Raw genomic sequence first — 14,566 nt, 5'->3', positions numbered from 1 at the left:
GCTCGGCGCGGGGTATTTCGCGAAATCGCGCCGTCACCGCAGGCTCGGCGCGGCGAAATCAGGCGCTGGCCTTGCGGCGCCGCCGCGGCGGCCTTGCGGGCGCGCGGCCGACGACTTCGGTGAGGAACTTGCCTGTGTAGCTTTCCGGTACCGCCGCAACATCTTCCGGGTTGCCCTCGGCGACGACGGTTCCTCCGCCGGCACCACCCTCTGGACCCATGTCGACGATCCAGTCCGATGTCTTGATCACGTCCAGGTTGTGTTCGATGACGATCACCGTATTGCCTTTGTCGACAAGGCCATTGATGACCGTCAGCAGCTTGCGAATGTCGTCGAAATGCAATCCCGTGGTGGGCTCGTCGAGGATGTAGATGGTGCGGCCGGTCGAGCGCTTCTGCAGTTCCGACGCCAGCTTGACCCGCTGCGCCTCACCCCCGGACAGGGTCGGGGCGGGCTGGCCGAGCCGGACATACCCCAGCCCCACGTCCACCAGTGTGCGCAGGTACCGGTGAATGCCGCTGATCGGCTCGAAGAACTCCGCGGCTTCCTCGATCGACATGTCGAGCACTTCGGAAATGGTCTTGCCTTTGTAGTGCACCTCGAGGGTTTCCCGGTTGTAGCGGGCGCCCTGGCAGACTTCGCACGGGACATACACGTCGGGCAGGAAGTTCATCTCGATCTTGATGGTGCCGTCGCCGGTGCACGCTTCGCAGCGGCCGCCCTTGACGTTGAAGGAGAACCGGCCCGGTTGATACCCGCGAACTTTCGCCTCGGTGGTGGCCGCGAACAAGGTGCGGATCTTGTCGAATACCCCGGTGTAGGTGGCCGGGTTGGATCGCGGGGTGCGCCCGATCGGCGACTGGTCGACGCGCACCAGCTTGTCCAGATGGTCCAGCCCGGTGACCCGGGTATGCCGGCCCGGCACCTGGCGGGCGCCGTTGAGCTTGTTGGCCAGCACCGCGGCCAGGATGTCGTTGACCAACGTGGACTTACCCGAACCGGACACCCCGGTCACCGATGTCAGCACGCCCAGCGGGAAGGACACGTCGATGCCGCGCAGGTTGTGTTCGCGGGCGCCGACGACGGTAATTTGGCGCTTTGCGTCGACCGGACGCCGGATCGCGGGAATCTCGATGCTTTCCCGGCCCGACAGGTAGGCGCCGGTGATCGACTCCTTGTTGCGCAGCAACTCGCTGTAGGGCCCGCTGTGCACGATGCGGCCGCCGTGCTCGCCGGCCCTGGGCCCGATGTCGACGATCCAGTCGGCGTGCTCGATGGTGTCCTCGTCATGCTCGACGACGATCAGGGTGTTGCCCAAATCCCTTAGCCGGGTGAGAGTTTCGATGAGCCGACGGTTGTCGCGCTGGTGCAGCCCGATCGACGGCTCGTCGAGCACATAGAGCACACCGACCAGCCCGGAGCCGATCTGGGTGGCCAGCCGGATACGTTGGGCCTCACCGCCGGACAGCGTGGCGGCCGCGCGCGACAGCGACAGATACTCCAGCCCGACGTCGAGCAGGAAGCCGAGCCGCGACTGTATTTCCTTGAGCACCTGCCCGGCGATCGCCTTTTCCCGCGTCCCCAGGGTGAGCGCGTTGAGGAAGTCCGCGCAATCGGAGATGGACAGGTCGCAGACTTCGGCGATGGACTTGTGGTCCTGCTCCCCCGCAGCTCCCCCGGCCAGCGTCACCGCCAGGATCTCCGGCTTGAGGCGGGTACCCTCGCACACCGGGCAGGGCACGTCACGCATGAAGCCCTCGTAGCGTTCCTTCATCTGCTCGGACTCGGTTTGGGCCATCTTGCGCTGCAGGAAGGCCAGCACGCCCTCGAAATCGGCGTAGTACGAACGGGTTCGGCCGTAGCGGTTGCGGTAGCGCACGTGTACCTGCTCGTCGCAGCCTTCCAGGATCGCCTTGCGCGCCTTGGCCGGCAGCTTTCGCCACGGAGTGTCGACGTCGAAACCCATGGCGTCGCCCAGGCCGGCCATCATGCGGGTGAAGTACTCGGCCGTGTGTCCGGTAGACCAGGGCGCTACCGCGCCGTCGGCCAGGGTGAGCTCCGGGTCGGGCACCACCAGATCGGGATCGACCTCCTTGCGGATACCCAGGCCGACGCATTCCGGGCAGGCGCCGTAGGGCGAGTTGAACGAGAACGACCGCGGTTCCAGGTCGTCCACCGCCAGGGAGTGCCCGTTGGGGCAGGCGAGCTTTTCGGAGAACCGCTGTTCGCGGGGCCGGTCATGTTCATCGTGGTCGTCGGGGAATTCCAGCACCACAATGCCGTCGGCGAGGTTCAGCGCCGTCTCCACCGAATCGGTGAGGCGTTGTTTGGCGGTCGCCTTCACCGTGAGGCGGTCCACCACCACCTCGATGTCGTGCTTTTCCTGTTTCTTCAGCTTCGGCGGATCGGTCAGCGAGTGCACCACACCGTCGACCCGCACCCGGCTGTAGCCCTGTGCGTTGAGTTTGTCGAACAGGTCGGCGAATTCGCCCTTGCGGGTGCGCACCACCGGCGCGAGCACCAGGAAGCGGATGCCCTCCTCCATGGCCAGCACCTGGTCCACGATTTGCTGTGGTGTCTGGCGCGCGATGCGCTCACCGCAGACCGGACAGTGTGGGCTGCCCGCCCGGGCATACAGCAGACGCAGGTAGTCGTACACCTCGGTGATGGTCCCGACCGTCGACCGCGGGTTGCGGTTGGTCGACTTCTGGTCGATGGACACCGCCGGGGAAAGTCCCTCGATGAAGTCGACGTCCGGCTTGTCCATCTGGCCCAGGAATTGGCGAGCGTAGGCCGACAGCGATTCCACGTAACGCCGCTGCCCCTCGGCAAAGATGGTGTCGAAAGCCAGCGACGACTTGCCCGAGCCCGATAACCCGGTGAAAACGATCAGCGAGTCCCGGGGCAAATCGAGGTCGACACCACGCAGGTTGTGCTCACGCGCGCCTTTGACAATGAGGCGATCTGCCACTCGGTTCCCTCCACAGATAATGCTCGTCCCCCATGCTATGTGGCCATACCGACAAGCCTTCGAAGACCAGTAACCTGACGCCTATGACCGTCGCCCGCGAGCCTTCAGACAACTACACCGGACACGTCGATCCAGGCACCGCGGCTCGTCGCACCCTGCCCGGTGCCACCATTGTGAAAGCGTCGGTAGGCCCGATGGACAACAACGCCTACCTGGTGACATGTTCCGCGACCGGGGAAACGTTGCTCATCGACGCCGCTAACGACGCCGACGTGCTGATCGACCTGATCCGACGGTACGCGCCGAAGCTGTCGCTGATCGTGACCAGCCATCAGCACTTCGACCACTGGCAGGCGCTGGAAGCGGTCACCGAGGCCACCGGTGCGCCGACCGCGGCCCATGAGATCGACGCCGAGCCGCTGCCGGTCCGGCCGGACCGTTTGCTGGCCAACGGCGACACCGTGCAGGTCGGCGAGCTGACATTCGACGTCATCCATTTGCGCGGGCACACCCCCGGCTCGGTTGCACTCGCTCTCGACGGCCCAGCGACCGGCGATGTCACGCAGTTGTTCACCGGCGACTGCCTATTTCCCGGCGGCGTCGGCAAGACCTGGCAGCCGGGCGACTTCACCCAGCTACTCGAGGACGTCACCACCCGGGTGTTCGACGTGTACGACGACCGCACCGTCGTCTATCCCGGCCACGGCGACGACACTTCGCTGGGCGCCGAGCGCCCGCACCTCGCGGAATGGCGCGAGCGGGGCTGGTAAGCACCGTTCCCCTGCCGGCGCGCAACGCACGCAGGCAACGTAGGAGAAACCGCGGCAAATGGCCCCGTCTGCGCCGCGGCAGGCCCTAGCATTCGGTTGACCGGCAACCGACACATTCTTCGCTGCGCCCGCTGATCGGAGGATGCGATGACGCATTCATTGGCGAACGATGCTTGATTTTGCTGCGTTGCCGCCCGAGATCAACTCGCTACGGATGTATACGGGACCCGGATCGGGTCCGATGTGGGCGGCTTCCGCCGCGTGGGACACGCTGGGTGCGGAGCTGACGTCGGCGGCGTCCTCCTACCGGGCGGTGGTGTCCGGCTTGCTCCGTGAACCATGGCTCGGACCGGCGGCCATGTCGATGGCCGCAGCGGCCACGCCGTATCAGGCGTGGATGAGCAGCACCGGCGAGCAGGCAAGGCAAGCGGCCAACCAGGCCAGAACGGCGGCCATGGCCTTCGAGGCGGCCTTCGCCGCGACGGTGCCACCGGCGTTGGTCACCGAGAACCGGGCCATGTTGGCGGCGCTGGTGGCAACCAACATCTTCGGCCAGAACACCCCGGCCATCGCGGCAACCGAGACGGTGTACGCCGAGATGTGGGCGCAGGACGCGACCACGATGTACGGCTACGCGGTCGGGTCGGCGGCCGCGGCGAGGCTGACGCCGTTCCTGGCACCGCCGCAGAACACCAACCCGGCCGGAGTGGGCGCCCAGGCCGGCGCCGTGGCTCAGGCGGCCGGCTCGGCGGCCGCGTCCAACTCGGCGGCGTTGTCTCAGCTGATCTCGACCCTGCCCAGCGTGCTGCAAGCACTGGCGACCGGGGCGGCGCTGGCGCCCTTCACCACCGCGCTGCAGGACGTGACAGCCGGCGAGTTCCTGAATTTCATCAGCGGCTGGACGTTCGTGGCCAGTGGTGTCCTGTTCATCCTGGGTCCGGTGCTGGAGGGCCCGGTCAACGGACTAGTCGGGCCGTTAGCGGCCGCGGGTGCGTATGGGGCCGAGGCCGCCGCCGCAGCCCTGCCCAGCGCAGCCGGTCTGGTGGGGTCGGGCTCGACGGTGGGCCGCGCCCCGGTGCTGGCTGGCGCCGGACGTGCGGCTTCGGTCGGCGGGTTGTCGGTACCGCAGGCCTGGGCCCAGGCGGCGCCTCAGGCAATGCCGGGAACCTCACGCGCCGTCACCGCGATACCTCAACCCACGCTCGCCGGTTTTTCCGAGCCCGCACCCGACGGCATGGGCCCCGGACTGGGCGGGATGCTGTCGGGAAGTCTGATGGCGGCCGCGGCCGGTGGCGGCGGCGCGGCGGGCGGCAGCTGGGCCGCGACCCGAAGCGCCGCCGGACAACGCGGTGGCGGCGTCACAGCACCCGGTGGCCCCGCGCAGTCGGGCAGCCAGACGCCCGCCCGGTACGGCCCGCGGCCCAGTGTGATCCCGCAGGTGGCTCGCGCGCTGCCCGGCGGCACGCAGGGTGAGACGGCGTGGGCTGATCAGCATGCTCAAGCCGGTGAGGCTGCGCTGAGCGAGACCTTGCGCGACGAGATCAACGATCTGCGCAGGCAGATCTCGGAGTTGGCGATGGAGCGCGATGTGCTGATGCGCTCGATGGCGATTTGGGCCCGCGAATCGATGGGAAGCGATCCGCCCCGGGGGTAACGGCCCCTATGTGGTGTGCACGATGAGCACGTCGACCTTGGCGCGCCGCGACACGTTGGCCGGCACCGAGCCCAGCAGCCGGCCCGCGATGGTGCTCAGACCGACGTTGCCGACGACCAGCAGGTCGGCTTTCTCCTCCTCGGCCAGGTGCACCAGCGCGTCGACCGGAGCGCCGACGACGGGCCGCTCTTCGACGTTCTTCGCGCCGGCGTTGTGCGCGCGCTCTTTGGCGTCGTGCAGGATCTCGTAGATCGGGGCGGTGCCCGTCACCTTGTAGCTTTCTTCCTTGAGCACGTCGGCCGCCCGGGCGTCCTCATGCTGGGGCAGGTACGCCGAGGCGATGATCAGCTTGGCGTCTGCGCCGGCGATCCTCGCCGCCCGGTCGACCGCGCGCATCGACGAATCCGAGCCGTCCGTTCCTACCACCACGGTCTGATAGGCGCCCATTTACCCTCCCAGTGTCGGTTTGCTCAGCCAACCCAAGACAGTATCGCGTTGCCGGATGAAGATAGGTCAGATTACCCACACACTCGCGGCGTGGCGCAACCCGCATTTGCCAGCCCCGAGCCGAACAACAGACAATTCCGACGATGACAGCTCGACTGGATGCCGATGCCACGGCCAGCACGTTTGTCTGCCGGGGTTTCCCGGGCCGCACCGCGTCGGCCACGGAACCGCTGGTGAGCAGCCTCATGCCACGGGTCATACAGTGACAAGCATCATGTCCTCGTCGACTCTCGTGGAACGCCATGCCGGCGACCACGAAGACACGCCCGCACGCCCGCGCGGCAGGCGCTTCGACCCGCTGGCGATATTCGTGCTCGCCACGGCGGTGAGCGCGGCATGGGCAGGCAGGCCATCGCTGTGGTTCGACGAGGGCGCGACGATCACCGCTTCGGCCAGCCGGACATTGCCGGAGCTGTGGAAGCTGCTAGGGCACATCGACGCCGTGCACGGCTTCTACTACCTGCTGATGCATGGCTGGTTCACCGTGTTCCCGCCGACGGAGTTCTGGTCGCGGGTCCCCAGCGCCGTGGCCATCGGGGCCGCCGCCGCCGGCGCGGTGGTCTTCACCAAGCAATTCGTCGGGGAAAGCCGGGCGACCGCGCTGTGCGCGGGCGTCGTCTTCGCCATCCTCCCCAGGGTGACGTGGGCCGGTATCGAGGCCCGGTCTTCGGCCCTGTCGGTGACGGCCGCGGTCTGGCTGACCGTACTGCTGGTCACTGCCGTGCGGCGCAACCGGCGGTGGCTGTGGCTGCTCTATGCGCTGGCTTTGATGTTGTCGATCCTGGTCAGCATCAACCTGGTCCTGCTGGTGCTGGTGCATGCCGCGATGCTGCCGGTGTTGGCGCCCAGGAAGTCTCGCAAGTCCCCGGTCATCTGGTGGACGGCCAGCACCGCGGTGGCGCTCGGGGCTATGACGCCGTTCATGCTGTTCGCCCACGGCCAGGTTTTCCAGGTCGCGTGGATTTCCGGGCTCACCCGAAACCTGTTCCTGGACGTGGTGCACCGACAGTACTTCGATCACAGCGTCCCGTTCGCGATCCTGTCCGGTGTCGTCGTCCTGGCCGCCGTCGTGATGCGTCTGGTCAAGGGCGCCGGCCCGGCCAAGCCGACGGGTCGGCTGCTGTTGCTGTGCATCATGTGGATCGTCGTGCCCAACGCGGCCGTGCTGATCTACTCGGCAACAGTGGAACCGATGTACTACCCGCGCTATCTGATCTTGACGGCTCCGGCCGCGGCCACAGTGCTGGCCATCTGCATCGTCACCCTGGCCCGCAAGCCGTGGCCCATTGCCGGTGTGCTGGTGCTGTTCGCCGTCGCCGCCTTCCCCAACTACTACTTCACCCAACGCGGGCCGTACGCCAAGGAGGGCTGGGACTACAGCCAGGTCGCCGATGTGATCGGCGCCCACGCCGCGGCCGGCGACTGTTTGGTGGTGGACAACACCGTGCCCTGGCGGCCGGGGCCGATTCGCGCGCTGCTGGCTACCCGGCCCGGGGCCTTCAAGTCGCTGATCGACGTCGAGCGCGGCTACTACGGGCCCAAGGTCGGCGCGCTGTGGGATGGCCACGTAGCCGTGTGGCTGACGACGGCCAAGATCAACAAATGCGCCACGGTGTGGACGATCACCAACCGCGACAAGTCACTGCCCGATCATCAAGTGGGCCAATCATTGCCTCCTGGAACGGCTTTCGGCCGGGCCCCGGCCTACCTATTCCCCAATTACCTCGGCTTCCACATCGTGGAGCGGTGGCAGTTCCACTATTCGCAGGTCGTCAAGTCGACGCGATAGCCGGACGCCGGTGCACCACGATCCGTCCACCGTCTTTCGGAACGATCCCCATGCCGCCGGCCCGTACCTTTTCCGCCGGCGCCGAGGTTGTCTCAATCGTCAAGTGGCGCAAGATGGTTCGCAGTACCACGTTCATCTCCATCTTGGCGAACGCCGCCCCCGCGCAGCGCCGCGTTCCGCCCCCGAAGGGAATCCAGGCAAACGGCGACGGCTTACCTTCGAGGTAGCGCTGCGGATCGAAGCGATCAGGTGCGGGAAACGCGTCCGGATTGGCGTGGCACCGCGAAATGCTCACGACGACGGAGTAACCCGCCGGAATGACGTATTCGCCGATTTCGAACGTCGATGCCCGTACCCGCCGGCCGGAGAAGTCGATCACCGACCTGGTGCGCTGCACCTCGTAGATCGCCGCTTGCCGCAGCGGGTTATCGTCGGTGCCGGCCTCCTCGACGAGCGCCGCGAGTACCGCGGACCGGCGACTCAGCCGTTCGAACACCCACGCCAAAGTGGTTGCGGTGGTTTCATGCCCGGCAACCAGCAGGGTGAGCAGGTCGTCCCGGATGTCGGATCGCGACATCGCCGACCCGTCGTCGTAGACGCTGCGCAGCAGCAGCGAAAGGATGTCGGTACGGTCCTCCGGATGCGGGGCCGCCTCTGCTTTGTCGATCACTCTATCGATGAGAGTGTCGTACTTGCGCCGCCATTCGGCCAGCCGGCCCCACGGCAGGTAGCGATGAGTTCGCTTCGGCATCGGCAGCATCGACAGTCGCGAGCCCAATCTTGCCCACGGGACGATGACGTCGCGCAACCGGTCGATGTCCTCCCCTTCGGCCCCGAATACAGCGCGCAGGATGACGTTGAGGGTGATTCGCTTCATCGGCGCCAAGGTGGCGAATGCCGTTCCCTCGGGCCAGTTCTCGATTTCCCGAAGCGTTTCCTGTTCGACGATTCGTTCGTAGTTCTTCATGTTCGCGGCGTGGAACGGCTGCGCCAGCAGCTTGCGCCGTCTGCGGTGCTCGGCGCCCTCGAGCCCGAACACCGAACCCGAGCCCAGCAGCCGACTCAGGTTGGGCTGAATGGCCCCCAGATCCTCTGTGCCGCTGGTGAAGACCTGCTTGGCCAACGCGGGGTCGGTGACGATCACCAGCCGGCCGAATACCGGGACGTCAAGCCGGAAGGCACCGCCGTATCGACGTGCGAGTTGCTCGGTGGCCCATCGGCGCGCCGTGAAGAATGCTAGGCCCTGCAGCGCCTTCGGCATCATCCGCGGTGGCGCCGGCGGTAAGTGGAGCTCACCCATGCCACATGGGCTACCCAACACAACACCTACAAAACAGTTAACAATATGTAGAAGTTTGTGATGCCGCTTACTCGATCACCGCCGTGAGGTTGAACTCGGCCAGCGTACGCGCCGCCAGCTGACGCAACTCCGTCTTGGAATTGCTCGCGCCCGGCTGGTAGGCGCCGACGGTGATGCACATCTTGCCGCCAATTCGCAAGAACCACAACGAAAGTTCGCCCTGCGCCTGCTCGAGGTGCTGACGCATGACGCGTTGGATCACCCCACGCCCAAACGCATATTCGGCCTCGGTGCCGTCCGGGCACCCGGCCATGGCGGTCAGGTTGCCCAGACTTGAACAGGCCACTGGCAGATCGGAGTAGGCGAATGCCGCCTCGGTGACCCGTTTCAGCACCCGCTTGGGGGTGAACGGCACCAGCGGGGTGAGGGGAAGGGTGGGTGACGCCTCTTCTGGGGCTGCTCGCAAGGTCTCGAACGTGCGCTTGATGGCCGCGCGCGCATCGGTCAGGTCGGTGGTCACCCCGGTCGGGTCAATGTCGATGCTGACAAACGACAGGGTGTTGGCGCGGGTGTCGTCTTCGGTGCGATCGCTGAGTGGCAGCTGCAAGGTAACCGGGCCGTCATCGGCACGTCGGCGCCCTGTGCGCTCGCCGAATTTGGCCGCCAGTCCGGCGGCCAGATGGTGACTGGTGCCGCCCAGCTCCCGCGCGCGCTCGTCCCAAACCGCCTCGTCAATGTGCATTGCGACGGCCGGAACCGCAGCGCGTTCATCGCCGTCGGCGCTGGGACGGGCGACCGGCCGCGAAGGTTCCGAAGGTGCCGTCTCATGCGGATGACGGCGCGCCATCTTCACCGCCGCGACAACTGCCCGGGCCACCTCGGGTACCCCCCGCACGGTTTGGCGGGCATCCTGCGCAAGTCCCCGCAGCCGGGTTCGTGAGCACGGCGGTGGATAGCCCACGTCGTGTGTTTTGCCGCTCGCCGCATCGGCCACCGCGCCGACAACCCCGAGACCGTCGATCAGGCAGTGCGAGGCCACCAAGCTCACCGCCGTCGCACCGCCCGTCAACGGCAGGGCTCCCAGCCGCCAGCCGGGCCCGAGCTCGGGATCGATCGGCCGTTGCGCGTGTTCGTCGATCCAGTCGCCGAGTTCGGCTCGGGGACGGGCGGATTCGGCGACATCGATATCGGCCGGTCCCCGATCGCGCACCCACCGGTGCCGGGCAAACGGCAGCGGGGAACGCTCGATGCGCCGCCCCAACAAGCCGTCCCCGAGGTTGCGGTGAAAGCGCCTCAGCCCGTCGAAGTCGATGGGGTGCTCGTAAAGCCACACGCATTGCACGACCGCATCGCGGTCCATGGCGCGCAATGAGAGGAACATGGCTTGATCCATGGACGTGAGCCGATTATCCTGCGGCACTTGGCCATTGCTGTTCCGCGGTGGGCGCGCCGGACGTAGTTTAACTGGCACTGGTCTGTCTGCCTCCAAACCCGGGATCAGATCTCGGTGATGACGCGATTCGCGACGGTGTTGATGTGTTCGTTGATGTAGAAGTGCCCGCCGTCGAAGAACGACGACGTGAAGCAGCCGTCGGTGTGCCGGGCCCAGCGGTGCAGGGAGCCGGCGTCGACGCGACGATCCTGCCGGCCGCCGACGGCGTGGATGTCGGCGCGGATGCGCACCCCGTCGCTGCAGTCATAGCGGTTGAGCGCTTCATAGTCGCAACGCGCCGCGTTGGTCAGCAGCTCGGCGAATTCCTCGTCGGCCAACAGCCGCGGGTCGGTTGCGCCCAGATCGGCGAGGTCGGCAAGCAATTGCGCGTCGCTGGTGGGCAGCTCGGGCAACTCGGCGACGGTCGACGGGACCGGGCCGGCCGACACCCACAGCTTTTGCACGGCGGTGCCGCGCTGTTCGGCGATCCGGGCGAATTCGAACGCGACCAGCGCGCCCATGCTGTGCCCGAACAGCCGCAAGGGGGCGGCCCGGCGCCAGGGGCCCGACTCGAACAGGCCGCGGGCCAGGCTGTGGATGGTTTCCGGCGCCGGATCATCGAGCCGCTCAGCCCGCTGCGGGTACTGCACCACGAACGTGTCGCTGCCGGCGGCCAGGGCCTTGGCCAACTTCAGGTAGCTGGCCGCGGCCGCCCCCGCGTGCGGGAATACCACGATGGCGCCGCGATACGGCTGTTGGCCCGGTCCCGGCACATGTTTGATCCAGGGCGCGAATGTTGTTCTGTCCGTTGTCATGTGCCTCTCAATTCTTTTTCGATCTGGTCGTGGCTTGTTCAGGCCGGCTCGGGTTCCGGCTCGGGAGCGGCTTTCGCGGCGTGCCGTTTTGACGGCCACCAGTTGCCCTTGCCGGCCAGCACCGCCAGCGCCGGCACGGTGATGGTGCGCACCAAGAAGGTGTCGAGCAGCAACCCGGCGCCGATGACGAAGCCGGCCTGGACCATGGTGCTGATGCTGCCGAACAGCATGCCGAACATCGATGCGGCGAAGATGAGACCGGCAGAGGTGATCACTCCCCCCGTCGTACCCACAGTGCGCACGACGCCGGCCCGAATCCCGTGCGGCGATTCGTCGCGAATCCGGGAAATCAGCAACATGTTGTAGTCCGCTCCGACGGCGACCAGCACGATGAACGCCATCCCGGGCACACTCCACGCCAGCGGCTGGCCTCCGATGAGCTGGAACACGATGACTCCGATGCCCAGTGCGGACAGATACGAAACTATGACGGTGGCAACGAGATACAGCGGCGCCACGATCGCCCGCAGCAGTACCGCCAGAATCAGGAACACAATGGCGATGGTCATGATCACGATGAACCGCAGGTCATGGTTGTAGTAGTCCCGCATTTGGCTGTACATCGGCGTCATGCCCGTCATCTCGATCGACGCGTCAGCCAGCGACGTGTTCGGTTGTGCGCCGCGCGCCGCACCGACGATCGCCTTCGTCTGATCCATGGCCTTGCTGTCGAACGGTTTCAATGTCGATTGCACCAAATAGCGCGCCGCATGCCCGTCGGGAGACACGAACACCGCAGCCATTTCCTTGAACTGGGTGCTATTCATCGCTTGGGGCGGAATGTAGAAACCGGACATGCTCGGTTGCGACGCGTTGTTCTTCATCGACAACAGCAGTTCGGACGCTTCGGCCAGGCCGCCGCCGAGTTGTTTGGTTTGATCCACCAGCTCGCGCACCCCGGCGGCCACCTGCTCGCTGCCATTGGCCAGCGCGTTGGCCCCCTGCTCCAGACTTGCGAGCTGCTGCTGCAGCCGGCTCGGGTCCAGGGCGCGGATGGCCTGGACCGCCCGCCCCAGCAATCCCCGCAATTCCTGATTGGAGGCACTCGGGCCCGCGGTGCGCTGGCCGGTGTCGACGAGCCGTTGCAGTTCGTCCAGGGCCTCGTTGCAGCGCTGGTCCATGGTGCAGGCGGGACTTGCCTTCAGACCGGCTAGCACCGAACCGGCCCGGGTCAGTACCTGGTTGCTGTTGGTGGCACTGACCGTCTGCGCTGCCGCGAGCTGGTTTTGCATCCGGGTGAGTTCGGAGAGCAGACCGCTCAACCCCCCGATCGCCTGACTCACCCGGTTGTGCACGGCCGCCAGACTGTCGGCGAGTTTGCGCGCGCCGTCGGTCAGCGCGTCAAGGTCGCCGTTCGCGCCGGCGATGCGGGAGGACGCGTCGGAAAGCCGCTGTCCGATTTCGCCGGCCTGCCAACTGAGCTTGGCCTGCTCGAGCGGTTCACCCGTCGGCCGGGTAACGCCGCGGACCATCTCGACGTCGGGCAGCTGACTGACCCGCTGCGCCATCTGCTCGAGATCAGCCAATGCCTTGGGGTTGCGCAGGTCGTGCGGGGATTGCACGAAGAGGTACTGCGGACTGATCGAACTCGCCGGAAAATGGCGTTCCATCGCGGCATAGCCGATATTGCTCTGCGCCGACGGCGGCAGCGTCGTGCGCGCGTCGTAGCTCGAGTGCAGCAATGGAACACAACAGGCCAAGGCGGCCAGAATGACCAGGCTACCGACCAGATGCGCGACCGGACGGCGCACGATGTGAGCTCCCGAACGCCGCCAGAGCCGGCCGGTCAGATCGCGTTTGGGTCCGGCCCAGCCGCGCCGCCCGGCCAGCGCGAGAATCGCCGGCAGCAAGGTGATCGCGGCCAGAAACGCGATCGAGATCGAGATGGCCAACGCCGGCCCCACGGTGGAAAAAACCTGCAGTCGGGTGAAGCTCATGCCCAGGAAGGTGATCGCGACAGTGGCAGCCGAGGCGGCGATCACCGTGCCGATACCCGTCAGCGCGCCCACCACCGCTTCGTCGGACGTCGCGCCTTGCCGCAGCTTTTCGTGGTAGCGGCTGATCAGAAACACCGCATAATCCACCCCGGCACCGATCATCATCGCGGTCATGAACACGACCGTCTGCTGTGAGATACCCAGCCCCACGCCGGCCAGGCCGGCAACCACTTGTTGGGCGGTCACCAGTGATACCCCGATGGTGAGCAACGGCAACAACATGGTGAGCGGATTGCGATACACCACCAGCAGGATCAACAGCACCATGGCGATGGTGGCCAGTTCGATGACGCGCATGTCGCGTTGACCGATATCGGCCAGTTCGGCGACGGTGGCGGCAATGCCCGTCGTGTTCGCGGTCAACGTCGATCCGGCCACGGCCTGTTGGACGGTCTGCTGGACAAGGCCGGAAATGTGGGAGTACGCCTCTTTGGACTTCGGCGAACCGAGTTCGCCGCTGACGCCGACGGGAATGAACCACGCCTTGTGGTCAGCGCTCGTCATCACGTCGCGCAGGGCCGGCGTGGTGATGAAGTCGTGGACACTCGCGACGTCGTTGGTATCGCGACGCAGCCGGTCCACCAGCGTGCGGTACACGTCTTCGTCGGCGCGGGTCAGGCCGTGTTCGTCGGTGAGCACCACCAGGGCGACGTTTTGCGACTCCGGCTCATGAAACGCTTCCGTCATCTGCCTGGTGGCGACCATCACCGGGGCGTTACTCGGCAGGATCTCCTCGGTACGTTCGCGCACCACCTGCGTCAGTTGCGGCAACGTAACCGACAGAGCGACGGCCAGCACCACCCAAAAGCCGACGACCAGCCATGGCCGGCGCACCACGACGCGAGCCCAGCGATGAAAGAAACCGGTGGCCTGCAACCGGCCACCAAGGTGTAACACCTCTCCAGGTTACGCTTCCGGCGTAGGGTGCAATGTTTTTGAGCAACCGCGGATCCTGGTTCACTGGAATAACCAGCGCCATAACGGGTTTCGAACTGCCTTTCGGTCAGTCTAACCAAACATGTTGGTGCTCCGCGAATTTGCGTGAGGGTAAATGTCCGGCGATCGCAATGGTCCAGGAAGCGAAGCGCAGCGGCGCGAAATCGCCGCTGGCCGAAGCAAGTAGACGCATGTGCAATCCGGCCATCGCTTCAAGTCTGAAAGCCCACTGAGCGCGGAGACGAAGTTCACAACGAGATAGGAAGCCTTTCGAAGTTTTCCGCGTTTACCGCCGGTCGACAGGGGTATTTAACCTGCTGACCGCTTTACGCACG

At 66.2% G+C, this 14,566-nt stretch carries 8 protein-coding genes and 1 pseudogene; 3 read left to right on the top strand and 6 right to left on the bottom strand.

Annotated elements, in window-relative coordinates:
* Positions 1-58 precede the first annotated feature (58 nt).
* A complete protein-coding gene (gene uvrA / locus BST12_RS06870; protein ID WP_083112349.1) occupies positions 59-2,971 on the bottom strand; it encodes an excinuclease ABC subunit UvrA in 2,913 nt (970 codons plus the stop codon).
* Between the two features lie 83 nt (positions 2,972-3,054).
* Between uvrA and BST12_RS06865 the strand changes: the two genes are divergently transcribed.
* A complete protein-coding gene (locus BST12_RS06865) occupies positions 3,055-3,741 on the top strand; it encodes an MBL fold metallo-hydrolase (protein ID WP_083112348.1) in 687 nt (228 codons plus the stop codon).
* Between the two features lie 169 nt (positions 3,742-3,910).
* Positions 3,911-5,056, top strand: a pseudogene (locus tag BST12_RS06860) (PPE family protein); the annotation flags it as partial.
* A gap of 345 nt (positions 5,057-5,401) precedes the next feature.
* Here BST12_RS06860 and BST12_RS06855 read toward each other — a convergent pair.
* The gene (locus BST12_RS06855; RefSeq protein WP_083112346.1) at positions 5,402-5,842 is read right to left on the bottom strand and encodes a universal stress protein; all 441 of its coding nucleotides are present in this window, start codon (positions 5,840-5,842) and stop codon (positions 5,402-5,404) included.
* A gap of 274 nt (positions 5,843-6,116) precedes the next feature.
* Here BST12_RS06855 and BST12_RS06850 point away from each other — a divergent pair, with 274 nt between their 5' ends.
* Complete coding sequence (locus tag BST12_RS06850; protein WP_083112391.1) at positions 6,117-7,691, top strand: mannosyltransferase; 1,575 nt, start codon at positions 6,117-6,119, stop codon at positions 7,689-7,691.
* Here the strand turns inward: BST12_RS06850 and BST12_RS06845 are convergent.
* The 4 genes from BST12_RS06845 to BST12_RS06830 form a co-directional block, all read right to left on the bottom strand.
* Positions 7,675-8,991 (bottom strand): cytochrome P450, encoded by a 1,317-nt coding sequence (locus BST12_RS06845; RefSeq protein ID WP_083112345.1) that lies wholly within the window; start codon positions 8,989-8,991, stop codon positions 7,675-7,677. The genes BST12_RS06850 and BST12_RS06845 overlap by 17 nt on opposite strands.
* Positions 8,992-9,058: 67 nt before the next feature.
* Positions 9,059-10,384: a wax ester/triacylglycerol synthase domain-containing protein gene (locus BST12_RS06840; RefSeq protein ID WP_139801521.1), complete on the bottom strand. Its 1,326-nt coding sequence runs from the start codon at positions 10,382-10,384 to the stop codon at positions 9,059-9,061.
* Between the two features lie 104 nt (positions 10,385-10,488).
* Entirely contained in the window at positions 10,489-11,238 is a 750-nt protein-coding gene (locus tag BST12_RS06835) for a thioesterase II family protein (protein WP_083112343.1), read from the bottom strand.
* A gap of 38 nt (positions 11,239-11,276) precedes the next feature.
* Positions 11,277-14,192: an MMPL/RND family transporter gene (locus BST12_RS06830; RefSeq protein ID WP_245850109.1), complete on the bottom strand. Its 2,916-nt coding sequence runs from the start codon at positions 14,190-14,192 to the stop codon at positions 11,277-11,279.
* Between the last annotated feature and the right edge of the window lie 374 nt (positions 14,193-14,566).

This window comes from Mycobacterium angelicum, from assembly GCF_002086155.1.
Lineage (GTDB): Bacteria > Actinomycetota > Actinomycetes > Mycobacteriales > Mycobacteriaceae > Mycobacterium > Mycobacterium angelicum.
Note: the sequence above shows the minus strand (reverse complement) of the source record. Positions and strands in the feature narration are given on the sequence as shown.